Origin of the sequence: Nocardia sp. NPDC049526, from assembly GCF_044465765.1 — a bacterium.
Taxonomy (GTDB): Bacteria; Actinomycetota; Actinomycetes; order Mycobacteriales; family Mycobacteriaceae; genus Nocardia.
In genome coordinates this window covers 492,312-517,790 of the sequence record NZ_JBITMA010000002.1, presented here as the reverse complement: position 1 = coordinate 517,790, position 25,479 = coordinate 492,312, and the positions used below count along the sequence as shown (strand labels likewise).

Sequence of the window (25,479 nt, the reverse complement as noted above, 5' to 3'; positions counted from 1 at the left end):
CCAGCGTAGCGCTGGATGCGTGCGGACTCGGCCCCGTTGGATCACCAAGGCGAGGGTTGGTAATCCTTGAGGAAGCAGCCGTAGAGGTCGGTGCCGGTTTCGCCTTGGACGATCGGGTCGTAGACGCGGGCGGCGCCGTCCACCAGGTCCAGCGGCGCGTGGAAGCCCTCTTCGGCGAGGCGGAGTTTGGTGTAGTGCGGGCGTTCGTCGGTGATCCAGCCTGTGTCCACGGCCGTCATGAGGATGGCGTCCTGTTCGAACATTTCGCGGGCGCTGGTGCGGGTCAACATATTCAGCGCGGCCTTGGCCATATTCGTATGGGGGTGGCCCGCGCCCTTGTACGCGCGCGAGAACTGGCCCTCCATCGCGGAGACGTTCACGACATATTTGCGGTGGGCCGCGGCGGCGGCCATTGCCGGGCGCAGCCGCGAGACCAGAATGAACGGCGCCACCGAATTGCACAGCTGGACCTCGAGCAGTTCGGTCGGTTCCACCTCGGCGACGGTCTGCACCCAGCTGTTGGTGTGCGCGAGATCCGGCACCAGACCACCGGCGTCGATGGCGATACCGCGTGAAATGCGTTCCGGCGTTGCCGATCCCGCGACCAAGGCCAGCTCCGCCACATCCGCCGAGGACAGCGTCGGGGTCAGGGATGCGGTGAGTGCGGTGGGGTGTGCCTGCATGGTCTTGCCGAAGGTCACCACATCCGGCAGCGCACCCGCGGGCAGCGGACCGGATTCGGCCTCGACCAGCGCGCTGTACGCGCCGGGGGAGCGGCGCACGGTCTGGGCGGCATTGTTGATCAGGATATCCAGCGGTCCCTGCGCCGCGACATCATCGGCGAGCGCGACGACCTGGGCCGGATCCCGCAGATCGATGCCCACGATGCGCAGCCGGTGCAGCCAGTCGGCGCTGTCGTCCATGGCGGCGAAGCGGCGGATCGCATCGTTCGGAAAGCGGGTGGTGATGGTGGTGTGCGCACCGTCGCGCAGTAGCCGCAGCGCGATGTACATGCCGATCTTGGCGCGACCGCCGGTAAGCAGAGCGCGCCGCCCGGTGAGATCGGTACGGGCGTCTCGTTTCGCGTGGCTGCTGGCCGCGCAGTCCGGGCACAGCTGGTGGTAGAACGCGTCGACCCGGGTGTAGCGCTGCTTGCAGATATAGCAGGGGCGCGACCGGATCAGCGTGCCCGCGCTGGCCCCTGCCGCATTCGAGCTCAGCGGAATGCCCGCGGTTTCGTCATCGATCCGATTCGGCGATCCGGTCGCGGTCGCCGCGACTACCGCCCGGTCCGCCTCGGCGACCGCATCCCTGGCCACGGTTCGCCTGCGCTGCTTCAATTTCTTGAACATATGGCCGACGGCGCGCTGCACCGTGACCGACGCCGGATCGTCCTTGTCCAACTGCCCGGCCTGCTCCAGTACCCGCAGGCAGATCGCCAGCTCATCGGGGTCGATGGCGGTGCCGCTCGGCGCTGGTGCGGTAGACGTCGACGCGGTGTTCTCGACCATCGGAATGCGGGTTTGTCCTTCGTGAACTGGGAGGTTGACCCAGCCATTGTCGCATTCGAATGCGGACCGGTCGGCGCGGGCGGTCCCGCACCGACCGGACGCCGCCTATTTGCGCAGCTTGCTCATGGTCGAGGTGGCCGTCTTCTTCAGCAGATCGGTGACCTCGGACGCGCTGAGGATCTTGCTCGAAGACTTCGACGAACTGGACGAATACTGCGACCAGCTGATGTGGTAGGTGGCCCAGCCATCGCGCACGGCCAGTGAGACATCGGCCGTCGGATCGTCCGACTTGTGCTTACCGGTGATCACATACGCCTCGTCGCCGAGTCCGGAGATCTTGTCGACCTTCGCGTCCTTGCCGTATTCGCTCTGGGTCCAGGTCTCGTACGACGCGGTGAATTCCGGTCCCGGATTCGTCTGCTTGTGCACCTGCGCGCTGGTGTAGATGGCGGCGTAGTCGTACTTCTCGGTCGAGCCGGACGGGGTGAAGCGCACATCGCAGCCCATCGAATCGACCGCCGCGTGCTTGGAACCCTCGTGCTTCGGGTAGGTATCGCCCGAGGAATCGGTCTTCGCCAACGTGAAGCCGGCACTGGTGTAGGGCGAGGTGTCGGTGATATCGCAGAGATTGGCGATGTACTTGTAGCCGCGCAGATCGGCGTCCTTGCTGATATCGGCCTTGCCCGCATCGAAGGCGCCGATCGCGAACATCGCTCCCGCCCATACCGCGGAGGTGACGACGACCGCGCCGAGCGCCCAAAGCCAGCCTTTGCCACCGGATTTGGGCGGCTGCTGGTATCCGGGTGCCGGTTGCTGGTATCCGGGCTGTTGGAAACCCGGTGCGCCCTGCGGGAATCCGGGTGCGGGCTGCTCGAATCCGGGTTGTTGGAAACCGGGCTGCGGGAATCCCGGTGCGGACTGTGGTGCTCCGGCTTGCGGGAATCCGGATGTGGCTTGTGGCGTCCCACCCTGCGGGTATCCAGGCGCGGCCTGCGGCGTTCCCGGCTGCGGATATCCAGGCGAGGACTGGTGGTATCCCGTTTGCTGGTATCCGGTCCCCGATTGGTATCCGGCGGGTGTGGCTTGGGGTGCTCCGGCCTGCGGGTATCCAGGCGCGGCCTGTGGTGTCCCCGGCTGCGGATATCCAGGCGAGGACTGGTGGTATCCCGGTTGCTGGTATCCGGTCCCCGATTGGTATCCGGCGGGCGCGGCCCCCGGCTGATCGAGCGACTGGCGCACCATCGTCGGATCAGCGGGCTGCTGCTCGGCTGGGCCTTGCGGTCCCGCCACCGGAACCGCGGGCTGTGACGGTAGCTGATGCCCCGGCTGCCCGACCATCGTCGGATCCGATTGTGAATACTGCGGTCCCTGCTGCGGCTGTTCCTGCGCCCACCATGCGTCGTTGGGCTGGTTCTGTTGTTCCCCCGGTCCGGTCATGCGCGCAAAGTACCACCCCGTCCGATTCGTCGGCCACCCACAGTTGGTGGATCTGGGCCCTCACTTCGGGATGCTGGCGTTCGCCGCGCGCAGGTCCTCGACGAAGTTCGCGATGGCCTCGGCGACGAGCAGCGGCTCGGTCACCGGCAGCCAGTGATCGGCCGGAATCGGGCAGCGCCACAGTCGATCCACCCAACGTGCGCTGCCGTAGTAGAGGAACGGGGGCACCAGCACGTCGGTGGTGTCCACGACGAGTTGCACCGGCACCGCGGTGGTGCGCTCACGCGGCCGCAGCAGATGATGCGCCAGGTTGGCCACGGCGATCCGTGCGCCGGCGGCCAGATCCGCCCGCCAGGTCGGTGCGATCGGCGCGTACATCCGGGCGACGCCGCCGAGTTGTTCGATCAACCAGGTACGAACCCGCGGCGGATAGGCGATCCGTCGCGCCGCGGTCTGGGCCGTTCCGACTCCGTGCCGCCAGAACTTCCGGTCGGCGATCAGCTCCAGCGCTCGGCGCGGTTGACCGGCCAATTCGCGCAGTGTCATGCCGACGTGATCGAGATTCGGACCCGCGACGGCGGTGAACGAGGCGATCCGGGTATTGGCGCGCGGATCGCAGACCGCCTCCCACACCTGCACCGCACCCCAGCCGTGTCCACAGACGTGCACCGGCCGCTTCGGACTGATCGCATCGATCAGCGCGAAGAAATCCTCGGCCAGGTGATCGAGTCGATAGTCCTGCGGCACACCGGGTTTCGTCGATCCACCGTGCCCGCGCACGTCGTAGGCGATGACCCGGAAGCCGTCGGCCAGCAGCGTCGCCACCGCGGACCAGACCAGATGGGTATCGGAGAGCCCGTGCACCAAGACGAGTGGTTCCGCGCCGCGCTCGCCCCATTCGAAGACTGCCAACTCACCATTCGCGCCTGCCACAGTGGAGTGGCGGTGTGGGCGCTGGATGCCGGTCGGGTCGGGGGAGTCGAGCTGTTCGGTCATCTGCTTGCCTCGATCGATGCGCTGGGTGCTGCGTGTACCGCCGGTACGTGCTCCGATACTGACAGTACGTATTACCCGAAGCAATGAATTGAAACCACGACCCGCTATGAGGTCGGTCACCCACAAGCAAGTCAGGGCATTTCCGGCTCAACAGGGCGTACCGCCGGTACGTGTATGCTCCGGACCATGGCCCGCTCGGACAGATCTGCCAGATCGGCGCCGCGGACGATCACGCGCGAGGAGATCGTCGACGCCGCCATTCGGGTGATCGACCGGGACGGTCCGCGCCCCAGCATGGACGACATCGCCCGCGAGGCCCGGATCACCAAACCGCGCCTGTACCGCCAGTTCGCCGATAAGGCCGATCTCTACACCGAAATCGGCGACCGGATGGCCGGTTCCGTCGCCGCCGGTGCGGGCAACGATCTGACGCTGATGCTGCAACCGCCCCGGGTCGCGCTGCGCCGCGTGCTCACCGGTTATGCGGACAGTATTATCCAGCACCCCAACGTCTTTCGGTTCCTCGGCCAGGCGCACATCACCCAGCACTCCGACGGTTCGGTACTGCAATTCGATCTCGGCCGCGCGGCCGCGAGCCGCGTCGCCGGCCAGGCGCGCGAGATCGCCGAATCCATTCCGATCGATGCCACCGGCATCGATTATCTGGCCCGCGCGGTCGTCGGCGTCGTCGTCGCGATCACCGACCTGTGGCTGGGTGACGCGAATCCCCGCCGTCCCGACGGCACCGCCGAATTCGTCGACCAGGCATCCGAATTCGTCTGGGGTCTGATCGATGGATTCCTGCGCCGCCAGGGCATCTCGGCCGATCCGGACACCCCGATCTTCACCTCGCTTGCGGCCGTCAACCAGGCCCAGCGGCCGACCGGCTGATCCGCATCGTCCGGCTGCCGCGGTTACCGCTGGTGCGTGATCCGTTGCGTCGCTGCAGAATTCCGGTCGATGTCGAATCGGTCACCACCCGCCCGGCCGAATGTGGCCCAACCGCAGTCGGTATGACTCCTGCGGCGATCGAGCGGATCCGGGACGCGGACACCGAGGGCGTCTGCGGTCACGTGGGCTTCACCAACATTCTCGGATGGGCAGACCCGAACCGCGCGCTGTGGGTAGGTCTGATCACCAGCGGGAAACTGGTCCGCAACGCGGAGGTGTTCGGCTTGCTCTGTATTCCCGGCCTGATCGGCTCCACAGCACCACGGGTCGCCGGATAGCCTGTACGGCCCTCGGGTTCGGCGGCTAGTCGTTGCCGCCGATGAGGTGGACGTGGATGAGGTTGGTCGATCCGATGGTGTGCCGGGGTGATCCAGCGACGATGACGACGACGTCACCTGCCGGTACCGGCCGAGTTTCAGCAGGGCTCGATCGACCTGGCGGACCATCTCATCGGTCGAATCGACAGGATCGACGCGGAACGTCTCGGTACCCCACGTCAAAGCCAGACAATTGCGTACCCGCGGTTTCGGTGTGAACGCGAGCAACGGCAGTGGGGTGTGCAGGCGGGCAAGGCGTCGCACGGTGTCGCCGGATTGAGTGAACGCTGCCAGTGCTCTGGCTCCGAGCCGTTCGCCGATGTCACGCGCCGCGTATGACAGAACACCGCCCTTGGCCCGTGGAAGATGCTTCAGGGCAGGCCTCCGGGGCAGGCCTCGACCGTGATCCGTACCGTGTCTCTCGTCGTCCACACGGCGTGCCCGCCGGTGAATCTGCCCAGGCGGATCTTCGGCCCCTGCAGATCCGCGTGGATCCCGACGGCCTTTCCGGTGGCGTCGGCTGCGGCGCGTGCCCGCCGGTAATTGGCCTGGTGGTCGGCGTGGGTGCCGTGGCTGAAGTTCAAGCGGGCGATGTTCATGCCGGATTCGACCAACTCACGCACCTTCTCGTCAGTGCCGACCGCGGGCCCCAGCGTGCACACGATCTTCGCCCGGTGCGGCGAAAGCAGTGAACTGACATCGAGCGGATCGAAATCGGCGGCGCTTTCGGGGGGAGAAGTGGGCGGTGGCGGTCATGAGATTCCTTTGTGCACGGGCCGATGGTCGATGCCGGAACTTGTCACCCTCACCGGCGCTGTAGAACTCGGTCGAAACAATGAAACAGGTTGGCGGGCAATGGCTTCGGCAGGGTGGCGTTGGGGCTCAGCCGGTGGTGACCGGCACGGCTGTGGTCGTGCGCCCGATCTCCTGGCCGATCCGGGTGAGGAGCGCTCCGGTTAGCGCCGGATCGGTCGCGGTGTCGCGGTCGGTGTACTCGCCGAGGGTGTAGATGCGGCCGAATCCGGCCTGCGCCCACCGTGATCGGGGGAGCGTGCAGTGGCCCGCGACTGCCACGACCGGGACAGGGTGGGCGCGGCGGGCCAGGATCGCGAGTAGTTTTCCGTGTTCGGTCTGCTCGTCGATGCTGCCTTCGCCGGTGATCACCAGATCGGTGTCGGCGAGGTAGCGGTCGAAGTCGAGCAGGTCCAGGAAGTATTCGGCGCCGGAGACCAGCCGTGCGCCGAGCAGCATTGCGGCGAATCCCATACCGCCGGCGCTGCCGGCCCCGGATGCTGAGGCGAGCATGCGGGCCCGCGGGAACCCGCTGCGGATGAACGCGTCCACCAGGTTCTCGATGCCGGTCTCCAGGAACCGCACTTCGGAGGCGGAAGCGCCCTTCTGTGGCCCGTACACCTCCGCGGCACCGGTCGGCCCGGTCAACGGATTGGTGACGTCTCCGGCGACCACGATCTCGACGCCGGAGAGCTGCACCGCCCGGGAGCCATCGACGGTATGGATCCGGGGCAGGGTGCGCCCACCGGCTCGCAGCTGCCGTCCGTCGGCGTCGGCGAAGGTGAATCCGAGTGCGGCGAGCATCCCCATGCCGCCGTCGGTGCTGGCGCTGCCGCCCATGGCCAGCACCAACCGCGAGGGGTTATGACGCAGCGCATGGCCGACCGCCTGGCCCATGCCGAGACTGGTGGCGTCGAGGGCCGCTCGGCGGCCCCGGGGCAGCGTGAGCAGTCCACAGGTGTTGGCCACCTCGACGACGGCGGTGGCGCCGTTGACGGCGATGTGCGCCCGCCGCGGTGTGCCGGTCGCACCGGCGACGGTTATCGGATGTGGGGTGAATCCTGTTGCCACCGCAGCGTCGACGCTGCCGTCACCGCCATCGGCCAGTGGAAGCCGCCTGCTGTCGATGCCTGCGGCGGTGAGTCCGATGGCGAGGTGCTCGGCAACCTCCGTCGCGGTGAGTGATCCCTTGAATTTGTCGGGGGCGACCAGAACCCTCATCGTCAGCCTTCTCGTGAGTGGTGTGAGCGTCATTCAGTGCCGGGCGGGGTGCGCGTCGCCGAGTCGTTCGTGGTCGATGCGGACTGCGTCGGATTCGGAGATGATGGTCGGTGTGGTGTCGCCGTGCGACCGGTCATCGCTGGACTGTTCCCGGGGTTCCTGCTCCAGGACCTCCATGTCGAAGTCGTTCTCCACCGCACCAGCCGGTGGGGGAAGAACCTCGCCGGAGAAGACACGGCGGGCGCGATCGACGTCGAGTTCGCGATTCCACTTGGCGACGAACAGCGTGGCGACGGCGTTGCCGATGAAGTTGACCAGGGCGCGGCACTCGGACATGAACTTGTCGATGCCGAAGATGAGCATGATGCCGGCGGCCGGGATGGTACCGAGGGTGCTCAATGTCGCGGTCAGGGCGATGAAACCGCCTCCGGCCACACCCGCGGCGCCCTTCGAGGTCAGCAGCATCACGGCGAGCAGGCCGAGTTGCTGGGGAACGGACAGGGCGGTGTTGGTCGCCTGCGCGATGTACAGGGCGGCGAGGGAGAGGTAGATGGCGGCGCCGTCGAGATTGAAGCTGTAGCCGGTGGGAACGACGAGGCCGACGGTGCTCTTCGGCACGCCGACGTATTCCAGCTTCCGCATCAGGCCGGGCAGCGCCGGTTCGGCGGTGGAGGTACCGAGGATGAGCAGGAGCTCTTCCTTGAAGTAGCCGAGCATCCGGAAGATATTGAGCCGCAGGTACGCCATGATCGATCCGAGGACAACGATCACGAACAGGGCGGACGTGGCGTAGAAGAGCAGGATGAGGCTGCCGAGACTGGTCAGCGTCGAGATGCCGTACTTGCCGATGGCGAAGGCCATGGCGCCGAACGCGCCGAGGGGTGCGAGTTTCATGATGAAGCTCAGGACTTTGAAGACCAGCGCGGTCAGCCGTTCGACGGCGTCCTGGATCGGTGTGGCGATCTTTCCTACCGCGTTGATGGCGACGCCGAAGATGACGGCCAGGAAGATGATCTGCAGGATGTCACCTTCGACGAACGGGCCGACGACGCTGTTCGGGACAATGTGGGTGATGAACTCCCACCAGTGCTGCTTTTGGCCGGCCTGAATCAGTTTGTTGGCGGAATCGGTGGTCTTCAGGGTGGCCGCATCGGCGTTCACACCGTCTCCGAGACGGAAGATGTTGATCGCGACCAGGCCGGTGATCATCGCGAGGATGGTGCCGACCTGGAAGTAGGTCAATGCCTTCACACCCGTGAGGCCGACTCTCTTCAGGTCCGCGACGCCGGCGATGCCGCCGACGATCGTCAGGAACACGATCGGTCCGATGAGCATCTTCATCGCGGTGATGAAGGTGGTGCCGATCGGCTCCATCGCCTGGCCGGTTCGGGGCCACAACCATCCGATCAGAATGCCGAGCACGATCGCGATCAAAACCCAGAAGTACAGTTGCCTGTACCACGGCTTTTTCACCGTCGCCGGTGGGAGACTGGCTGTGCTGCTGGGCGTTTGCATGAGGTACACCTCGGGAGTGTTCAGGGGAAGAAGGGGTGGCCGATCGTGACCGGCGGATCGAAGGTGTGGGCCCGGCCCGGTAGTTCCTGCCGGGCCGGGAGAGCCCAGCGGCCGCGATCAGGCGGGGGTGAGTGCGCTCTGCACAGCGGTGACGATTGCCTCGGTGACCGTGTGGGTGTCCGAGGTGCCGCCGATGTCGGGAGTCCGTGCGCCGCTGCCGGTGGCGGCCTCGATGGCGGCCTCGACGTGGCGCGCCTCCTCGTGCAGACCGAAGTGATCGAGCATGAGCGCGGCGCTGGCGATCGCGCCGATCGGGTTGCTGATACCGCGGCCGGCGATGTCGGGTGCGGAACCGTGAACGGGTTCGAACATGCTGGGGAACCGGCGCTCGGGGTTCAGGTTCGCGCTGGCAGCGATGCCTAGGCTGCCCGCGAGCGCGGAACCGAGGTCGGAGAGGATATCGGCGTTGAGGTTCGATGCGACCACGACCGACAGGTCCTCCGGGTGCAGGACGAACTTCGCGCTCATGGCGTCGACGAGGACGCTTTCGGTCTCCACGTCCGGGTAGTCGGCGGCAACGCGCGTGAACACCTCATCCCACAACACCATGCCGTACTGCTGGGCATTGGACTTGGTGACGCTCGAGACCTTCTTCACCGCGCGAGTACGGGCCAGGTCGAACGCGAAGCGCATGATCCGCTCGCACCCCTTGTCAGTGAACAGCGCGGTCTGCAGGGCCACCTCGTTGTTCGGCCCGCGGCCGCTGAGATTGCGCCCACCCAGACCGGCGTACTCGCCCTCGCTGTTCTCCCGCACGACGACCCAGTCGAGTTCGGTGTCATCGGCCTTGCGCAGCGGGGACTGCACGCCGGGCAGGAACTTCACCGGGCGCACGTTCGCCCACTGATCGAAGTTCTGGGTGATCTTCAGCCGCAAGCCCCAGAGGCTGATGTGGTCGGGAACGTTCTCCCAGCCGACCGCACCGAAGTAGATCGCGTCGAATGCCTTCAAGGTTTCCAGGCCGTCGTCGGCCATCATCTTCCCGGTCTGCTCGTAGTATTCGCAGCCCCAGGGGAACTCTTCCCACTCGAAGGCGAAGCGGCCGCCGGACTGCTCCGCGAGTACGTCGAGCACGCGCCGACCCGCTGCGACGACCTCTTTGCCGACGCCGTCGGCGGGGATCGATGCGATCTTGAACGTCTGCGGTGCCATTCTCGGTGCCTCCATGGTGTAGTGCCGATCACACTGTGTGATGTCTCATTAACCCCTTCGCAACCCGGAGGCGTCCAAGACCAAGGCTCGATCCGGCTTATAGGTTCTACCTAATCGAGGCGTATCGTCGCAGGTAGGGCCGTGGCCTTAGGCATTCGGGAGTAGACGCGGCATCCGGCTACTGAAACTGAGGGAAGACGGGGTTCGGATGGACGCGCGACAGTTGCGTTACTTTCTCGCGGTGGTCGACCAGGGCGGTATCAATCGGGCCGCGGAAACCCTGCTGATCGCGCAGCCGTCCCTGTCGCAGTCGATCGCGACCCTGGAACGCGAACTCGGCGTTCCACTGTTCCACCGGATCGGGCGTCGGCTGGTTCTCAGCGACGCCGGCGAGACACTCGTCGGTCCGGCCCGAGTAGTCTTGCGGGACCTCGAGGACGCCAAGGCGTCCATCGATGCCCTCAAAGGTTTGCGGGGCGGACGCGTCGACCTGGTCACTATGCCATCACCCGGAATCGAGCCTCTGACAACGATTCTCATCAACTTCAGCCGTGTCTATCCGGCAGTCACCGTCAACGCCGAGGCCGCATTCACTCCCGAAGAGGTTCTGCACGCCGTACGTACGGGTGGTGAAACCCGCCTCAACCCGCCGTGCGCCACTTTGTTGACATCATGCCAATAGTGCGCCAATCTGATGACGAGACGCGGGCGCGACAGGCCCGCGCGATGAGCAAAGGATTTCTGCGATGGCACGCGCGGCATGGAGTGACAACGAGGTCGAGGCGGTCCGGGAACTGGCGCGAAACTTTTTCGAGAAGGAAGTCGTCCCGCATGAGGAGAAGTTCGTCGCGCAGGGACATCCCGACCGCGCCCTGTACAACCGGGCCGGCGAACTCGGCCTGCTGTGCACCGCGACGCCAACCGAATACGGCGGCGGTGGCGGCACTTTCGCGCACGAGGCCGCCATTATCGAGGAACAGGCCTTCGCGGGTGACGGCTCGATGGGCATGGCCGTGCACACCTCGATCATCGCGCCCTATATCCAGCACTTCGGCACCGAAGACCTCAAGCGGCGGGTGCTGCCCAAGGCTGCGACCGGTGAGATGGTGCTCTCCATCGGCATGACCGAACCGGGCACCGGCTCGGATCTGCAGAACATCAAGACCCGTGCGGTTCGCGAGGGCGACGAATACGTCATCACCGGCTCGAAGATCTTCATCACCAATGGCTGGCTCTGCGACGGCATCATCATCGCCGCCAAGACCGATCCGACCAAGGGCGCCGCGGGCGTTTCGCTGATCTTCGCCGAGGTCGGTGACGACACCCCGGGCTTCAAGCGCGGCCGCATCCTTAACAAGATCGGCGGCAAGGCCCAGGACACCGCGGAGCTGTTCTTCGACGGACTGCGCGTGCCCGCCTCGAATCTGCTCGGCGAGGCCGAGGGGCAGGGCTTCTATCAGATGATGCAGCTGCTGGCTCAGGAGCGGCTGGTCACCGGCATTATCGCGGTCGCCATGATGGAAAAGGCGGTGCAGCTGACTGTCGACTACACCAAGGGGCGCGAGGCCTTCGGTAAGCCGCTGTTCGCGATGCAGAACACCAAATTCGAGATGGCCGAATGCGCGACCATCGCCAAGGTCAGCCGGATCTTCCTCGACGACTGCATCGGCAAACATCTGCGCGGCGAACTCGATATTCCCACGGCTGCAATGTCGAAGTACTGGCTGACCGACCAACTCGGTATTGTGGTCGATCGCTGCCTGCAACTGTTCGGCGGCTACGGCTACATGACGGAGTATCCGATTTCCCAGCTCTACACCGGTGCCCGCGTGCTGCGCATCCTCGCGGGCAGCAACGAGGTTATGAAGGATCTCATTGCCAGGTCACTCTGACGTTGCCGCTAGCGATCGCTTGCGGGTCGCTCGAAACGACACCGAGACGCAGCCCCGCAGGCGCAGGCTGGAACCGGACGAGCGACGCGCACAGATCCTGGAGTGCGCGATCGACATGTTCGGCGAGCGGCCCTACGCGGCGGTCTCCACCGCGGAACTCGCGCAGCGGGCCGGTGTCGCGCGCGGGCTGATCAACCATTACTTCGGCAATAAGCGCGACCTGTATCTCGCGGTCGTGCGCCGGATGGTCACCCTGCCGCGCCTCGACGATATGGTCGCGCCGACCGGCACCGATCGCGAACGCGTGGATGCGAGTGTGCACTGGCTGCTGGATGTGATCTCCGAACACGGCAGCACTTGGGTCAAGGTGACCAGTCACGAGGGCGTCGGTGACGATCCCGAGGTGCAGCAGATCCTGGATCAGGCCGATGACGCGGCCGCCGAGCGGATGCTGCTGATGGTCGGGCGCGCAGAGTCGGCGCACAGTACGCAACTGCGCGCCATGGTCCGCGCATTCGGTGGGTTGGTGAAAGTCGCGGGCCGAGAATGGATCACCCGCGGGGCCCTCACCCGCGAGCAGGTGCACGCGCTGCTGTCCGACATGCTGATGACACTGGTGACCGAAACCATGCCGAAGGTGGATCCCGGGCGCTGACTTTGCGGCGCCGGCTATTTCGGCAATTCCGAAGGCCTTTCACCCGCCGCGATCCTGCGCTCGGTGGCGCTGTAGCGGACGCGCCGCACATGACCGGGAGCGTGCCCGTTGCGGCCGTACTTCCGCTCGATCACTTCCTCGCGGCGATGCTCGACCAGCAGTGCGCCGATTCCGGAGATCCACAATGCGGCGGTCACTATCGCACCGATCCGGGTCCAGCCGATGAAGCCGTAACCGGCCGCGGTGAGTGTGCACGCCATGGCGACGATGCCGAGCGCGCACAGAATGATGCCGGGCACGTTGTAGTCGTCACCGAGTAGATCGCCCGCGTGGGAATGCCACGGCCGCCCTTGTTGTCCTTTCGAACCGGATTCACCGCGCATACATCCCTCCTCTGCTGACGTCACCGCACGGGTCGGTCCCGAGACCAGCATGTACCTCGACGGCGCGCGGCGCGAGTGGTGTTTGCCGGTTTGTTACTCCGGTGCTCGAACCGCACCGTGTCGAAGCCGGTCGCCCCGGTGCCGAGTAGAGGCCGAGTTGACATGGCGGCGTTCGCGATTACGGTTTGATGACGATTGATCGGCCGTTTCGGATGATGTTGCGGCCGTCGGCCCCTATCCTTTGTCGGTATCGGGGCGAGTCCGGGCAGTTCGTGGTTCCTGCGCGGTTTGGTGGTGTGGAAGAGGGACCTGAATGGCACGGACGGATAACCGTGAGCGCGAGCGCTGGCCGGAGGCGCAGCCGGAGGAGTACGAAGCGGAGACCGGAGCGATCGGCCGGTGGCCGGATCCGGATCCCAACGACCGCTGGCCGGAGGTCGAGCCGCCGGCCCGGCGGGCTACCCGTGCCGGTCGCCTGCGGGTCGAGGTTCCGCCCATAGTCAACCCGTATGCAATCGTCGCATTGGTGGCCGCGCTGCTCGGCCTCTTTCCGGTCGCGATCGTCTTCGGGTTCATCGCCTTCAGCCATCCGCGTGGCAAGACGATGGCGGTGTGCGCCCTGCTGCTCGGTGTGATCGAGGTCGTCGGTATCGCCGGATACGTCGTGCTGTCGGGCAGTAATTTCTCCGACGTGCTGTCCGGCGCGAACCGGACCCCAGGCGTATCGAGTGTCGCGCTGCCCTCCACCATCGCCCAGACCGCCATCCCGCAGCCCTCGGTGGCGCCGACCGTCGTCGCACCTCCGGCCACGTCGGCCGCGACGCCGACGAGCCAGGTGGCCCCGAAGAAGGGCGCGGTGTGCACCGAGCCGGGCCGCATCGGCACGGGGGCCGACGGCAATACCCTGCTGTGCCTGGCCAGCGGCGGTGTCTACCAGTGGAACGGTCCGTACACCGTCGGCGGCACCGTCGCGGAGCCGGGGACCAAATGCGACGGTTCGACGAAGAGTGCCCGCACCGCGGACGGGCGCGCAGTGACGTGTGAGAGCAAGGTGTGGGTGCTCTGGACCGAATAGCCTCTCGGTAGCTAGCCTTCTGTTTCCGGCTTCTTGGCCCGGCTCGGCTGCACTCGCGGCGGCTCGTTCGGCATCTTGGGATACTGCGGCGGCCACGGTGCGTCCATGAGCCCGGATGCCATATCCCGCTCCGACATTTTCAGCAGCGGCTCGATGGATTGGGCCGGGCGGTCCGCCCACGGGTCGCCGCTTTCGGCCAGCCGCGCGGGGACGGTGGCAATGGTCAATTCCTCGGGGACAACGGTATCCAGATCGGACCAGGCGATCGGCGTGGAGACCTGCGCGCCGACCTTCGGTCGCACACACCACGCGCCGAAAACCGTTTTGTGCGGGGCATTTTGGTTGAAGTCGACGAAGACGCGGTTGCCGCGCTCCTCCTTCCACCACTGCGCGGTGATCTCGTCCGGATGCCGCCGCTCCAGTTCGCGAGCCAGCGCGACCGCGGCCGCGCGCACCTGATAGCCGTCCCATTTCGGTTCCAGCGCAACGTAAATGTGCAGTCCACGCGAGCCGGAGGTCTTGATGCGGGAGTCGATGCCGAGTTCGGTGCACAGCTCACGAGTTAGTACGGCGGCGTGTTTGAGATCGTCGAAGGTGATACCGGGGGAGGGATCCAGGTCGATGCGCAGCTCATCGGCGATATTCAGATTGTCGACGTGATTGGGCCAGACGTGGAAGCCGAGGCAGCCCTGGTTCACCGCCCACAGAATGTGCGCGAGATCGTGGGCGACCAGGGCATCGCTGGTGGTGCCGTTTGGCGTGGCGACCTCGACGGTGTGCAGCCAATCGGGTGCGGATTTCGGCACCCGCTTCTGGAACCACGACTTACCGGATGCGCCATCGGGATAACGCTCGAGCAGCAGCGGCCGATCGCGCACCACCTGCAGGAACGGTTCGGCCACGGCCTGGTAGTACCGCACCAGATCGAGTTTCGTCTCACCGCGTTTGGTGAAGTAGACCTTGTTCGGATTGCTGATGGCGACGGTTCTGCCGTCCAACTCGATATCGACCGACTCACTCATGATTTCCCCCCGGCTTCGGTGAAGATGGCACTCAATTCGGCCGGTGCGACCTCGTCGAGCTGAGCGTAGGTACACGATTCCGGTGTGCGATCGGACCGGAAGCGCACCAGCCTGCCGCCGTGCCGCAATCGACCGGACTGCACATGTTCGTAGCGGACCTCTGCGACCAACTCCGGACGCAGCGCCTCCCAGGACAGATCCTTGCCGCCGGTCCACCGGCTCACCCCACCCGGCATCTTGCCATCGGCCTTCGCCTGTGCCGCGGCGTCGGCCCATTCCCGCCACGGATGATTCGCCAATGCGTTCTCCCGTAACGGTTTCAGCTCATCCACCAGCGACTTGCGTTTGGCCGCGGTAAAACTGCTCGCGACTCCGACATGATGCATATTGCCCTCGTCGTCGAAGAGTCCGAGCAGCAGCGAACCGACGCCCTCGCCATCCTTGTGCCAGCGGAAACCGGCCACAACACAGTCCGCGGTGCGCTCGTGTTTGACCTTGAGCATCACCCGCTTGTCCTGCAGATACGCCAGCTCGTTGGACTTGACCATGACGCCGTCGAAACCCGCACCCTCGAAGCGGGTGAACCAGTCCTCGGCGACGGCGGGATCCTGGGTGATCGGGGTCAGATGCACCCGGGCGAGTTCGGTATCGAGAATGGTCTCCAGCAGCCGTCGGCGTTCGGCGAACGGCTCACCGGTCAGGTCCTTGTCGCCGAGAGCGAGCAGATCGAAGGCGACGAAGCTGGCCGGCGTTTCCTTGGCCAACTTGTTGACCCGCGAGGCCGCCGGATGCAACCGGTTCTGCAGGGTGTCGAAATCGAGTCCCTCATCGGTGACCACCACGATTTCACCGTCGACCACGCATTTATCCGGCAGCGCCGCCTTCAGCAGTTCGGCGACTTCGGGAAAATAGCGGGTGAGCGGACGGTCATTGCGGGAACCGAGTTCCACTTCGTCGCCGTCGCGGAACACCACGCAGCGAAAGCCGTCCCATTTCGGTTCGTAGCTCAGGCCCGGCTCGTGCGGCACCGAGGGTGCCGTTTTCGCCAGCATCGGCCTGACGGGCGGCATCACGGGTAGGTCCACACCATCCTCCTCGGGGTCCGTTCTCTCACCCATATCGACGTCGCAGTCGACGCAGATTCATCGGTGCGGCCGGGGCTGTGGCTTGATCGTAGAACGCCGGTCCGACAAGGTCGTGAACCTCGTCTGGACCACCCGAAGTGCCGAGAAGGTGGCCGACCACGCCACAACTGATCAGGTGCGAACATGGGGAACTCACCGGGGACGGGCTAACTCGACTTACATCTTGCCGCCAGGCGCCGACGCAATTTTGTGGCACCTGAGTCCAGCGCCCAAAGGTCCGGGGAGGCGGCGGAGCTTGCGCGCTATTCCAGCCAGCCGTGCTGATCGGCGAAGGCGGTGAGGCGGTCACGGATGGTGAGGATCTCACCGGCGGTGAGGGCGGGGCTTGCGTCCAGTAGTAGCTCGGTGATCAGGCGTTTGTGTTCGGTGGCGGTCAGTTGGCCGGAGCCGGATCTATCCTTTTTGTGCCGAGGAGCGGGTGGTAGTGGTTGACCGCCGACCACGGCGAGGTTGACCGCCTTCGGACCACGATCACCCTCGGTCACATCGAATTCGAACACCCGCCCCTGGCGCAGTTCATCCTCGTCCAGTCCGATGTCGTTCACATGGACGAACACATCCGGGCCACCATCGTCGGGCCGAATGAACCCGAACCCCCGCGAACTGTCGAACGACACCAATTTCCCGATGGACACCAACACCCGCTCCTCGCGCCGTCGCTACTCGGCCACTTTAGCCCGCATTATCCCCGTCGTTGGATGAAAGCGCTTTTTGTAACGAGTTGAATACAGTGAGGCCCTGACCGACCATTCCGTTGACCAATTCGCCGACACCGTCAGGTCCGTTGAGCACCGTCAGGTTGGCGTTCGCCAGGCCGTTGGAGGCCTGCTTGACGATTTCCGGCAGCTGCTCGATCAGCAACTGGTCCAAGGCGATCCGGTTGTTCGAGGCCGCCGCCTCGGCCTGGATCCGGGTCCGATCGGCCTCGGCCACGGCGAGGATGCGCACCCGTTCCGCTTCGGCCTGAGCGGGTTTCACGACTTCGGCCTGCAACTGCTGCTCACGCAACTCGGCTTCTTTGCGTGCCTGTTCGGCCTGCGCGGTGAGCACCTCCTGCATCGCCTTGGCCTCGGCCAGCGGACCGGCCTGTGCCGCTTCGGCATTGGCCTTATCGATATCCTGCTGATACTGCGCCTGGAGAATGGCGGTCTCACGCTGATATTCGGCTCGGCGGCGCAGCGATTCCTGTTCGGCCTCGGCGGCACGCTGCGCGGCCTGTGATTGCGCGATCTGCGCATCGCGCTGCACGGCCGCGTTGTGCGGTGCGGCCAATGCGGTGATGTACCCCAGATTGCCGTCGTCGATGGATTGGATTTGGAACGAATCCACCCAGAGGCCGATATTGCTCATCTCCACCTTGGAGGCCACCAGCACCTCGTCGGCCAGCCGCTGACGTTCGCGGATGATCTCCTCGACCGTCATCGAGCCGACGATCGAGCGCAGGTGCCCGGAGAAGATGCGGCCGGTCAGCACCGACATCTCCCGCTCCTGTTCGGACAGAAAGCGTTGGGCCGCATTGACGATCGACTGGGTGTCGTTGGCGACCTTGAATGCGATCACCGCGCGCACCTCGAGCTGGATGGCCTGCTTGGTGACGCAGCGTTCCTTGATCTCGGCCTCGAACATGGCCAGCGACAGATAGCTCACCTTGCGGAAGAACGGCATCACCCATTTGCCGCGTCCGATGACGACGCCGAAGGGCGCGTTGTCCTTGCTCGTACCGCCGCTGACCAGCATCGCCTCGTCAGGATCTGGAACGTGATAACCCAGCACTGTGCCTCCCTGGCAGTTCATAACTTCGGTCGCGGTGTCAGATGTCGTCGACCGGGACGGGTTCCAGCGGAATCCACGGCACCACATCGACGATGCGGCCCGGTTGTACCGCGATGATCAAGACGGTTTCGCCGGCCGAGATCGGCTCGGCCGCCCGCGCGATATATATCTCCGTGCCCCCGCGAATCGCAACCAATACTTCGCCGAGCATTCCGGAGCCCCGGATCGGCGAGGTGAGCGTACCCGTCAAACCTTGCACGGGGTCGGTCATCGCGGTGAACTCCTCGCACTCGGTGCCAGAGTTGTCAGCGTACGCGCGATTCGGAATAGCTCCGGTTACGAGAGGGACTCGGCGATGATGCGCCCGACCGATTTCTTGGTGAGGTAGTGCGCGGCATCGTGCGGACTGGAGCCATTGTCGAGTTCGGGATGGGTCGTCGGCACCACATCGCGTCCTGGCGCGGGCGGGAAATAGGGCGCCAGATCCAGGTGCGCCGCGACGATATCGTCGCGATCGGCCAAATTCTCCCAGCGGACGAGCGCGGCGGGCACGGTGGGCGGCTGCGGGCGCAGCAGCGGATAGATGATGGACTGCAGCGCCAGCGGCGAACCCAGGGTGACCAGCGCCGCGGGCTGATCGGTCCGATGCAGTGCCTCATAGGCGACCACCGAGCCGAGCGAATGTCCGATGACGAGCCGGGTCTCCGGACCGATCAGGTCGAGCACCTGTTGCTGCGCGTAGGCACGCACCGCGTCTTCGGCCAGATATCTGCTGACCTGGGCCAGTGACCGGTTGACGAATTTACCCGCCATCCCGAAACCGAAGGGCGCGAACCACTTCAGCTTGGTCAGCGCATTCGCTGCTGGTCTGGCCTTGCGGCCGAATCCCTGTGCGCCATCGGTGCCGAGCGCGGAATTATCCAGGTAGCGTTGCGCTTCCAGCCGATCGCGTTGATCGGCCGCCTGCTCGGCGGCCGTCGCCAACCACGCCTCGGCGATCTGCTCGGTGAGTTCGGCATCCTCGGTACCGACCGGTCCGCCACCGCCTTGAGCACCGGGATCGAGAAAGGCATTGCCGTAGAACGCCATTCGAACCTCTAGCACTCCCGGCCGCTGACCGCGCCACAGCTGATCGGCGAGTTCGCCGTAGCCGGCCGTGCGGACACCGGCGGCCAGCGCTGGAAGCCATTGCGCTTCCAGCAGATCCGCACCGTACTGCTCCTGTGCGATCCCGTGCACCAACACGATCGCTGCCATCAGCCGCCCCCGTTGTCACTTGCCCCGATGTGTGTTCGGGTACCTTCCTACCACGCACGACCGACCTTTTCGAGCGACCTGTAAGCAGTCGCTACGGCCCCGTGTCGGGGTGTCGAGGTCGTCGGGGAGTCGACGGTGGGAAGTGGTGGTGCTGATATGGGAGGCAGGCTCGCCCTGGTGGTCGGGTCCGAGTGTGCGGCACTGGGGGAACTGGGGTTCACCGGTGAATTGGCCACGGGCTTGTACGGGACATTGACCGGATCCGGCGGCTGGCGGGCGGCGACGGAAGCGCCTGGTCCGGTACTGAATCCGACGGTGGCGCAGCTGGTTACGGCGGTGGACGAGGCATTCGACGCGGCCGCACGGGAGCAGGCGACGCTGCTGATCGGATTCGTCGGCCATGGCACCGCGACCAGCGCGGAGGATTTCTTTCTGCTCGGCCATGATTCGCCCGCGGTGCCGAACTCGCATACGGCCTTCCATCTGACACAGGAGATTCGGGAGCGGTTGAACCGATCGTCGCTGGACGGGCTGGTCGTCCTGGTCGACGCGTGTGAGACCCAACAGGGCGTGCTCGGCGCGGCCCGTCGCTGGACCGACCTGCTGTCGCGGGCGGCGGGCCGGATGGAGTTGCTGGTCGCCGCCGGTGACGGGCCCGCCTATGCCGGATGCTTCACCCGAACGCTGCTGTCCACCTTCGCGGCCGGACTGCCCGCGCGCGGGGAGAATCTGCTGCCGTCGGATCTGGTCGATCCGATCGCCGCGGCCTGCACCCGGCAGCAGCCGGAACATCTGTCGTTCACCTCGGGCACGGTATCCGCGGCCGAGGGCGGTGATCCCGGCCTGTGGCTGGTGCCGAATATCGCCCGTCGCCGCGATGCCGTAACCGGCCGTCCGGCAGCGGGTTTCGTCGATCAACTCACCCGCAGATTGCTACTGACCCCGGCCGTGCGCGAGACGCTCGACGATATCGTCGGATCCGGCAGCTACCGGTTGCGCGGCGTGATCGGACCGCCCGGCGTCGGCAAATCGACACTGCTGGCAATGCTCATCCGGCCGAGCCTGGTCGACACCCTGCCGGTCGCGCCCGAATACATCACGGCCGCAGTATTTTTGACGGTCAGCAGTTCCATCGAGGCGGTCGCCGCCGAGTTGTCCACGCAATTGAGCACTCGACTGCCCGGCTTCCGCGCTGCGGTCGCGGCGGCGCGGAGCCTGGCCCGGCACAGTGTCACCGCACCCGATGTATTCGATGTCGAGGTGCGACAACCGCTAGCGGACCTGGGTGGATGGGGTCGACGGGTCACCATTGTCGTGGACGGACTGAACGAACCGGAACAGGGCACCCAGCGACTGCTGGTGGCCGCCGTCGCCGAGTTGACCCGTCGACCGCAGCTCGCGCACATCAGGGTGATCGTGGGCATCCGGGAGGGGCTCGGCTTCGAGAACGATCCGGAACTGCGACATATGCATCGGATCGTCGTCGCCGAGCCGGTGGCCGAGGACATCGCCGCGATCGTCGAATCGGCCGGATATGAGCGCGCCGCCATCGACGAGCAGGAATGGGTCGGCTGGATCGATGCGCGGTTGGCCGAAACACCGACGGCGCATGCCGATTCCCCTGCCGCTGCGGCGGGCTGGCTATTGGCCGGATTGCTGGCCGAGGTCGCCAACGAGGTCACCGATCGGGTGGTCGCCGAGGATATCGGCGTCGACGGTCTGGTGGCGTTGCGGGTCGGCGCGGCCATCCGAGCCGCGGCGGGCGACGGACCGGACATCGCACCGAATGTCGCCGATGCCTGGGGGATCGGCGCGGTGCTCGGTGTGCTCGTCGCGGCAGGTGTCGGTCCGGTGCTGCCGCTGGAACTGCTGGATGCGGCGATGCGTGAACTCGGAGCCGAGCTGAGCATTGCCGGAATCCGCGATCTCACAGTGGGTTTGGGTGTGCTGGTCACGCGCAGCCGCCCCGGCACGGCCGATGAATCGCTCGGTATCGCGCACGCCGCCCTGCTGCCCGGATTGACCGATGAATGCGACCGGCTCGGCGTGCACAGTGAGGATGCGCACCGCGCGGTGATCGCGGCCATCGAGGCGGGCACCACCGAGCGCGTAGCCGACTATGCCCGCGGCGCGGCGGTGCGCCACTACCTGGCCTACGGTGCCGCGGCGGCCGCCTTCGGTTACCTGGAATCGCTGGAAACCACACGCGTGGTGGACAATCGGGATCTGTGGGCGGCCTGGCTGCCGAGCTTCACCGCCGCCATGGGGCCGGATCATCGCGTCTCGCTGCTGGTTCGCAACCATCTCGCGAACTGCCGGGGCCGCAGCGGCGAATTCGAGGCTGCCGTCACCGAATTGGAAGAACTGGCCCGCGATCAGACGCGGGTGCTGGGCGTGGACGATCTCGATACCGTCACCACCCGCTACGACATCGCGGATTGGCGCGGTCATATGGGCCAGCTCGAGCGGACGGTCGCGGACTTCGAACGGCTCGTCATCGATCACGCCCGTATCCTCGGCACCGACCACCCGTGGACGCTGCGCGTGCGAAACAGCCTGGCCTATTGGCGCAGTGAACGCGGCAGCCTGCGCCGCGCAGTCATCGAATTCGAACAGCTGATCGCCGATCAGGAGCGCATCCTCGGTCCCGTCGACCCGCAAACCCTGCGCACCCGACTGCATCTCGCGCGTTCCCGCGCCATGGCGGGCGAGTTGGCCAGCGCCTTCGCCGAATTCGAACTGCTGCTAGTCGACCAGGTCCGCATCCTCGGCCCGGACGACGCCCAGACCCTGCGCACCCGCATCAGTATGGCGCGCTGGCGGCGGGAGAGCGGCGAAACGACCAGGGCCATTACCGAATACGCCGCCCTGCTGACGGATCAGTTGCGCGTTCTCGGGCCGGATCATCCGGATACCCTGCACACCCGAAATTGCCTCGCGGGCTGCTATGGCGAGGCGGGTGATATCGGCGCCGCCATCACCGAATTCGAGCCGCTGCTCGCCGATCAGATCCGGGTCCTCGGACCCGACCATCCGCACACTCTGCTCACCCGCAGCAACCTGGAATACTGGCGCGCCCGATCCAGCGGGTAGCCGGGACGTGTCGGGGGCTAATGTTCTTGCGGGCCAGCGACTGGCCCAGTCGTAAGGAGTGCGACGATGGCCGAAATGCGGGCGCAATTCGGTGTGCTCGGGCCGGTGCAGCTGTCGATCGATGGCGTCGCGCAGCCGGTCGGTGGGCCGAAACAGCGCGCGGTGCTGGCGTATCTGGTGGTCAATGCCAATCATCCGGTCTCGGTGGACGCGCTGGCGCATGCGGTGTGGGAGGAGAGTCCGCCCTCCGATGTGCGGGCGAGCCTGCACGCCATCACCTCGAATCTGCGCAAACCGCTGCGCGCTGCCGGACTCGACGCACGCGGCGTACTTGCCCAGGTCGGAACCGGTTATCGCATTGCGGTGGCCGATGGCGCAAGTGATGTGCAGCGGTTCCGGGCCCGCAAGGAGGCCGGCCTGCGGGAGCTGGCGGCGGGTCGCTTCACGGCGGCAGCCGAAGCGCTGTCCAGCGCGCTGGAGCAGTGGCGTGGCCCGGTGCTGGCTGATCTGCGCGGGCTCGGATTCGCCGACGCCTACGCCGCGGCGCTCGACGATGAACGGATCGGTGTCATCGAGGCGCGGGCCTCGGCCGATATCGCGCGCGGGCGCGCGGACGCCGTCGCGGCCGAACTCGCCCTGCTCGTGGGGGCGCATCCGTTGCGAGAACCATTGTGGGAGAAGTTGATCACCGCGCTGTATCTGAGCGGGCGGCAATCCGACGCACTCGGCGCGGTCCGGCAGCTACGGACCACACTGGACGACGAACTCGGTATCGACCCGGACCCGGCGATCCAGGAGTTGGAGGCGCGGATCCTGCGCCAGGATCCGCTCAGCGTCCGGGCGGTCGCCGATGTGACGATGACCCGGGCGACCACCATTGTCGAGCAGGCCGCGGCCGGGGCACGGGCCGAACTGCGCGATCGGCGGGGCGCGGCCTATCCGATCACCGGATCGGTGACCCGGATCGGTCGGCTGCCCGATAACGATATCGTGCTCGAACACGGCAAGGTCAGCCGTCAGCATGCGGTGATCGTGGACAACGGCTTGAACTTCGTGATCAAGGATCTGTGGTCGTCCAACGGGGTGTACCTCGACGGTGCGCGCATCATCGACAGCGAGACGCTCACCGACGGCGCGGTGATCCGCATCGGCGAATTCGAATTCGTCTTCACGCTGATCTGAGCTGTGCGGCCGGATCGGCGATCCGGCCGGAATCGGTGTCGCAGTGCACAACTCGGCATAGCGGCATTGCCCAGATCAGGACCGCCGCACCAGCGAACACCAGTACGTCCGCCGCGCGATTGCGTGGCCGATCGAGGGCATCTCGGGAGGTATAGGAGCACAGCGTGGTCATGCTCGTGCTCCGTCCGCGGTGTCATCGACCGAAATATGCCAGCCGACGCTGGTAACCGACGGTTCCAGACTCAGTCGGCTGACCGCCGATTCCATCTGCCGGTCGTCGCGCTGATCACCGGTGAGTTCGGCGCGCACCTCCACTCGACCCGCGATATCGGTATTCGCACTGGCCACCGAGAGCAGTCGAAAGTCGGTGCGGGTCAACGCCTGAACCAGCAGTGCCCGTACGTGGGCTTCCTGCTCATCGTCGGTCACCGCGACGAACACGTAGGACGCGGGTTGTTCGGCGGCGGCATCGGGCTGGCGGTCCACCGCGCGTCCGGCGGCCCGCAGTGCGATATTGACCACCATTACCGCGACTGCGCCCGCGGCAGCAGTGGTGAACATGCCCGCGCCGGCCAGCGCGCCGACCGCGGCCGAACACCACAGTGTCGCAGCGGTATTGAGCCCACGCACATTCAAACCGTCGCGGATGATCACACCCGCGCCGAGGAAACCGATACCGGAGACGATCTGCGCGGCCACCCGGGTCGGGTCGGCGGCACCGCCGTGGAAGCCGTGCGCCGAGAGCAGGACGAACAGTGTCGCCCCGGCCGCGACGAGCGCGTTGGTGCACAGCCCCGCCATCCTGGCCCGATACTGCCGCTCGAATCCGATCACCGCGCCCAAGCCGACACCGGTCAGCAGCCGCAGGATCATCTCTACCGTTGACATTACGCACTCCCTGAGTAGGTCAAGCGCACCATCGAACAGCAGGCTACGGGCTGGTCCCGTTCCGGAGCGCCGCTGCGGAGGTGTCGCCGGGTGAATATTCGGCTAACAGGGGTCCGGGAATATTGCCGCCGGGCATCCGGCTCACCTCCTTCCTTCGATCGGACGCACGGCACAGCCGGGCATCGTGTGTCATCGTGCGCAGAGCACGTCGTTGAAATCCGACAAACAGCCGGTCAAAGCCTCTCCTCGTAAGACCTTTGGCACTTCACGGCGTAAACCCGACAACATCGGGAGCCAATCGGGACCACCCCTTAGGCCGGGGAGATCTGTCCTGACCCGGGGCGTCTCTCGACGTTCGGGGTCGCTGGCCTATATCCGTGAAGGAGCCTCAGCGAACGATCGGCACCTTGCGTTGGCAAGTAAACACCCGCATGGGCCGGCCTCGCAACCCGGTGTGAGCCGCGCAACGTCCAATCGCGCTGCGCCGGAGCCGAATGCGGACCGAATCAGGACTGGTAGAGCGAACGGTAGGCGGCGAGCGTGGCCACGCAGTGGTCGATCACCTGCTCGCGGCTGGCGCGCAGCGATCCGTTCAACCACGCCGAGAACATGCCCGCGTTACCGCTGGCCATGGTGAGCGCGGCCAGTCTGCGCCGCACCGGATCGTCGATATGGGCGAACAGATGGTCCTGCAGGACCTTGGTGAAGACCGGCATGACCGCGATGGTGGTCTGGCCGAGGCCGGTACTCGAGTACGGTTCGACCAGGAACAGCCGGGACTTGCGCGGATCGGCGAGCACCTTGTCGACCAGGATCTCCGACAACACGCGGTCGCGGGAGGGATCCGCGGCGGCGAAGGCAGTCATCGGTTCCAGGAATTCATCGGCGACCTGCCGGTAGAGCACATCCAGCAATTCGTCGCGGCTGGCGAAGCTCTCATAGAAGTACCGGTCGGTGAGATTGGCGCGTCGGCATACCGCGCGCATGGTGACACCCCCCGCGCCCGATTCTCCGATCAGGTCGAGCGCGGCCTCGAGCAGCGCGGAGCGGCGTGCCTCTCGACGTTCGGTGAGCGTCGTACCGCCCCAGATCCGAGGACCGGCATCGTCAGCTGATTCCTGGCCTTTTTGCACCCGCCCACACTAATGCCTGGCCCCATTGA

At 65.9% G+C, this 25,479-nt stretch carries 23 protein-coding genes, 2 pseudogenes and 1 riboswitch; of the genes and pseudogenes, 8 read left to right on the top strand and 17 right to left on the bottom strand.

Features of this window, described 5'->3' with window-relative positions; genetic code table 11:
- Nucleotides 1–41: 41 nt before the first annotated feature.
- The 3 genes from ACIBW7_RS06965 to ACIBW7_RS06955 all read right to left on the bottom strand — a co-directional run bounded on the left by ACIBW7_RS06965 (nucleotide 42) and on the right by ACIBW7_RS06955 (nucleotide 3,944).
- Nucleotides 42–1,511 (bottom strand): SDR family NAD(P)-dependent oxidoreductase, encoded by a 1,470-nt coding sequence (locus tag ACIBW7_RS06965; RefSeq protein WP_397044921.1) that lies wholly within the window; start codon nucleotides 1,509–1,511, stop codon nucleotides 42–44.
- 105 nt (nucleotides 1,512–1,616) lie between these two features.
- Nucleotides 1,617–2,948 carry a hypothetical protein gene (locus ACIBW7_RS06960; protein WP_397044919.1) on the bottom strand — a complete coding sequence of 444 codons (1,332 nt, stop codon included), beginning with the start codon at nucleotides 2,946–2,948 and terminating at the stop codon, nucleotides 1,617–1,619.
- A 60-nt stretch (nucleotides 2,949–3,008) separates the two neighbouring features.
- Nucleotides 3,009–3,944, bottom strand: coding sequence for an alpha/beta fold hydrolase (locus ACIBW7_RS06955; RefSeq protein WP_397044918.1), 936 nt, complete (start codon nucleotides 3,942–3,944; stop codon nucleotides 3,009–3,011).
- 186 nt (nucleotides 3,945–4,130) lie between these two features.
- Here ACIBW7_RS06955 and ACIBW7_RS06950 point away from each other — a divergent pair, with 186 nt between their 5' ends.
- Together ACIBW7_RS06950 and ACIBW7_RS06945 are read left to right on the top strand one after the other, a co-directional pair.
- Nucleotides 4,131–4,835 carry a TetR/AcrR family transcriptional regulator gene (locus ACIBW7_RS06950; protein WP_397044916.1) on the top strand — a complete coding sequence of 235 codons (705 nt, stop codon included), beginning with the start codon at nucleotides 4,131–4,133 and terminating at the stop codon, nucleotides 4,833–4,835.
- 32 nt (nucleotides 4,836–4,867) lie between these two features.
- On the top strand, nucleotides 4,868–5,173 hold the full coding sequence (locus tag ACIBW7_RS06945) for a hypothetical protein (RefSeq protein WP_397044914.1): 306 nt from the start codon (nucleotides 4,868–4,870) through the stop codon (nucleotides 5,171–5,173).
- A gap of 25 nt (nucleotides 5,174–5,198) precedes the next feature.
- On the opposite strand, the pseudogene ACIBW7_RS06940 reads toward ACIBW7_RS06945, so the two are convergent.
- The 4 genes and pseudogenes from ACIBW7_RS06940 to ACIBW7_RS06925 form a co-directional block, all read right to left on the bottom strand.
- A pseudogene (locus ACIBW7_RS06940) lies at nucleotides 5,199–5,901 on the bottom strand (pyruvate kinase).
- A gap of 193 nt (nucleotides 5,902–6,094) precedes the next feature.
- A complete protein-coding gene (locus ACIBW7_RS06935) occupies nucleotides 6,095–7,225 on the bottom strand; it encodes a glycerate kinase (RefSeq protein ID WP_397044912.1) in 1,131 nt (376 codons plus the stop codon).
- A gap of 33 nt (nucleotides 7,226–7,258) precedes the next feature.
- Nucleotides 7,259–8,740 carry a C4-dicarboxylate transporter DctA gene (gene dctA / locus ACIBW7_RS06930; RefSeq protein WP_397044910.1) on the bottom strand — a complete coding sequence of 494 codons (1,482 nt, stop codon included), beginning with the start codon at nucleotides 8,738–8,740 and terminating at the stop codon, nucleotides 7,259–7,261.
- A 117-nt stretch (nucleotides 8,741–8,857) separates the two neighbouring features.
- Nucleotides 8,858–9,952, bottom strand: a complete 1,095-nt coding sequence (locus tag ACIBW7_RS06925) for a tartrate dehydrogenase (protein WP_397044908.1) — start codon at nucleotides 9,950–9,952, stop codon at nucleotides 8,858–8,860.
- Between the two features lie 208 nt (nucleotides 9,953–10,160).
- On the opposite strand from ACIBW7_RS06925, the pseudogene ACIBW7_RS06920 reads away from it, so the two are divergent.
- The 3 genes and pseudogenes from ACIBW7_RS06920 to ACIBW7_RS06910 form a co-directional block, all read left to right on the top strand.
- Nucleotides 10,161–10,580 (top strand): annotated as a pseudogene (locus ACIBW7_RS06920) (LysR family transcriptional regulator); the annotation flags it as partial.
- 118 nt (nucleotides 10,581–10,698) lie between these two features.
- Nucleotides 10,699–11,844, top strand: a complete 1,146-nt coding sequence (locus tag ACIBW7_RS06915; protein WP_397044906.1) for an acyl-CoA dehydrogenase family protein — start codon at nucleotides 10,699–10,701, stop codon at nucleotides 11,842–11,844.
- Nucleotides 11,845–11,863: 19 nt separating this feature from the next.
- Nucleotides 11,864–12,499, top strand: coding sequence for a TetR/AcrR family transcriptional regulator (locus tag ACIBW7_RS06910; protein ID WP_397044904.1), 636 nt, complete (start codon nucleotides 11,864–11,866; stop codon nucleotides 12,497–12,499).
- Between the two features lie 14 nt (nucleotides 12,500–12,513).
- Here the strand turns inward: ACIBW7_RS06910 and ACIBW7_RS06905 are convergent, their stop codons facing one another.
- Nucleotides 12,514–12,882: a hypothetical protein gene (locus ACIBW7_RS06905; RefSeq protein WP_397044902.1), complete on the bottom strand. Its 369-nt coding sequence runs from the start codon at nucleotides 12,880–12,882 to the stop codon at nucleotides 12,514–12,516.
- Nucleotides 12,883–13,195: 313 nt separating this feature from the next.
- On the opposite strand from ACIBW7_RS06905, the gene ACIBW7_RS06900 reads away from it, so the two are divergent.
- A complete protein-coding gene (locus ACIBW7_RS06900; RefSeq protein WP_397044900.1) occupies nucleotides 13,196–13,957 on the top strand; it encodes a DUF4190 domain-containing protein in 762 nt (253 codons plus the stop codon).
- An 11-nt stretch (nucleotides 13,958–13,968) separates the two neighbouring features.
- On the opposite strand, the gene ligD is transcribed toward ACIBW7_RS06900, so the two are convergent.
- The 6 genes from ligD to ACIBW7_RS06870 form a co-directional block, all read right to left on the bottom strand.
- Nucleotides 13,969–14,979 carry a non-homologous end-joining DNA ligase gene (ligD, locus tag ACIBW7_RS06895; RefSeq protein WP_397044898.1) on the bottom strand — a complete coding sequence of 337 codons (1,011 nt, stop codon included), beginning with the start codon at nucleotides 14,977–14,979 and terminating at the stop codon, nucleotides 13,969–13,971.
- On the bottom strand, nucleotides 14,976–16,064 hold the full coding sequence (locus tag ACIBW7_RS06890) for an ATP-dependent DNA ligase (protein WP_397044896.1): 1,089 nt from the start codon (nucleotides 16,062–16,064) through the stop codon (nucleotides 14,976–14,978). Before ACIBW7_RS06890 ends, ligD begins: the two co-directional genes overlap by 4 nt.
- Nucleotides 16,065–16,366: 302 nt before the next feature.
- Nucleotides 16,367–16,765, bottom strand: coding sequence for a cold-shock protein (locus tag ACIBW7_RS06885; protein ID WP_062989623.1), 399 nt, complete (start codon nucleotides 16,763–16,765; stop codon nucleotides 16,367–16,369).
- A gap of 31 nt (nucleotides 16,766–16,796) precedes the next feature.
- Nucleotides 16,797–17,897 carry an SPFH domain-containing protein gene (locus ACIBW7_RS06880; RefSeq protein ID WP_397044894.1) on the bottom strand — a complete coding sequence of 367 codons (1,101 nt, stop codon included), beginning with the start codon at nucleotides 17,895–17,897 and terminating at the stop codon, nucleotides 16,797–16,799.
- Nucleotides 17,898–17,934: 37 nt separating this feature from the next.
- The gene (locus ACIBW7_RS06875; protein ID WP_397044893.1) at nucleotides 17,935–18,168 is read right to left on the bottom strand and encodes a hypothetical protein; all 234 of its coding nucleotides are present in this window, start codon (nucleotides 18,166–18,168) and stop codon (nucleotides 17,935–17,937) included.
- Between the two features lie 65 nt (nucleotides 18,169–18,233).
- Nucleotides 18,234–19,154: a hypothetical protein gene (locus ACIBW7_RS06870; protein ID WP_397044891.1), complete on the bottom strand. Its 921-nt coding sequence runs from the start codon at nucleotides 19,152–19,154 to the stop codon at nucleotides 18,234–18,236.
- 156 nt (nucleotides 19,155–19,310) lie between these two features.
- Here ACIBW7_RS06870 and ACIBW7_RS06865 point away from each other — a divergent pair, with 156 nt between their 5' ends.
- On the top strand, nucleotides 19,311–22,247 hold the full coding sequence (locus tag ACIBW7_RS06865; protein ID WP_397044889.1) for a tetratricopeptide repeat protein: 2,937 nt from the start codon (nucleotides 19,311–19,313) through the stop codon (nucleotides 22,245–22,247).
- A gap of 66 nt (nucleotides 22,248–22,313) precedes the next feature.
- A complete protein-coding gene (locus ACIBW7_RS06860; protein ID WP_397044887.1) occupies nucleotides 22,314–23,429 on the top strand; it encodes a BTAD domain-containing putative transcriptional regulator in 1,116 nt (371 codons plus the stop codon).
- On the opposite strand, the gene ACIBW7_RS06855 is transcribed toward ACIBW7_RS06860, so the two are convergent.
- The 3 genes from ACIBW7_RS06855 to ACIBW7_RS06845 form a co-directional block, all read right to left on the bottom strand.
- A complete protein-coding gene (locus ACIBW7_RS06855) occupies nucleotides 23,416–23,601 on the bottom strand; it encodes a hypothetical protein (RefSeq protein WP_397044885.1) in 186 nt (61 codons plus the stop codon). The genes ACIBW7_RS06860 and ACIBW7_RS06855 overlap by 14 nt on opposite strands.
- Entirely contained in the window at nucleotides 23,598–24,317 is a 720-nt protein-coding gene (locus ACIBW7_RS06850) for an MgtC/SapB family protein (protein ID WP_397044883.1), read from the bottom strand. The genes ACIBW7_RS06855 and ACIBW7_RS06850 overlap by 4 nt, the downstream gene beginning before the upstream one ends.
- Before the next feature lie 235 nt (nucleotides 24,318–24,552).
- Nucleotides 24,553–24,724, bottom strand: a riboswitch (M-box (ykoK) riboswitch).
- 99 nt (nucleotides 24,725–24,823) lie between these two features.
- Complete coding sequence (locus ACIBW7_RS06845) at nucleotides 24,824–25,450, bottom strand: TetR/AcrR family transcriptional regulator (RefSeq protein ID WP_063040269.1); 627 nt, start codon at nucleotides 25,448–25,450, stop codon at nucleotides 24,824–24,826.
- Nucleotides 25,451–25,479 lie beyond the last annotated feature (29 nt).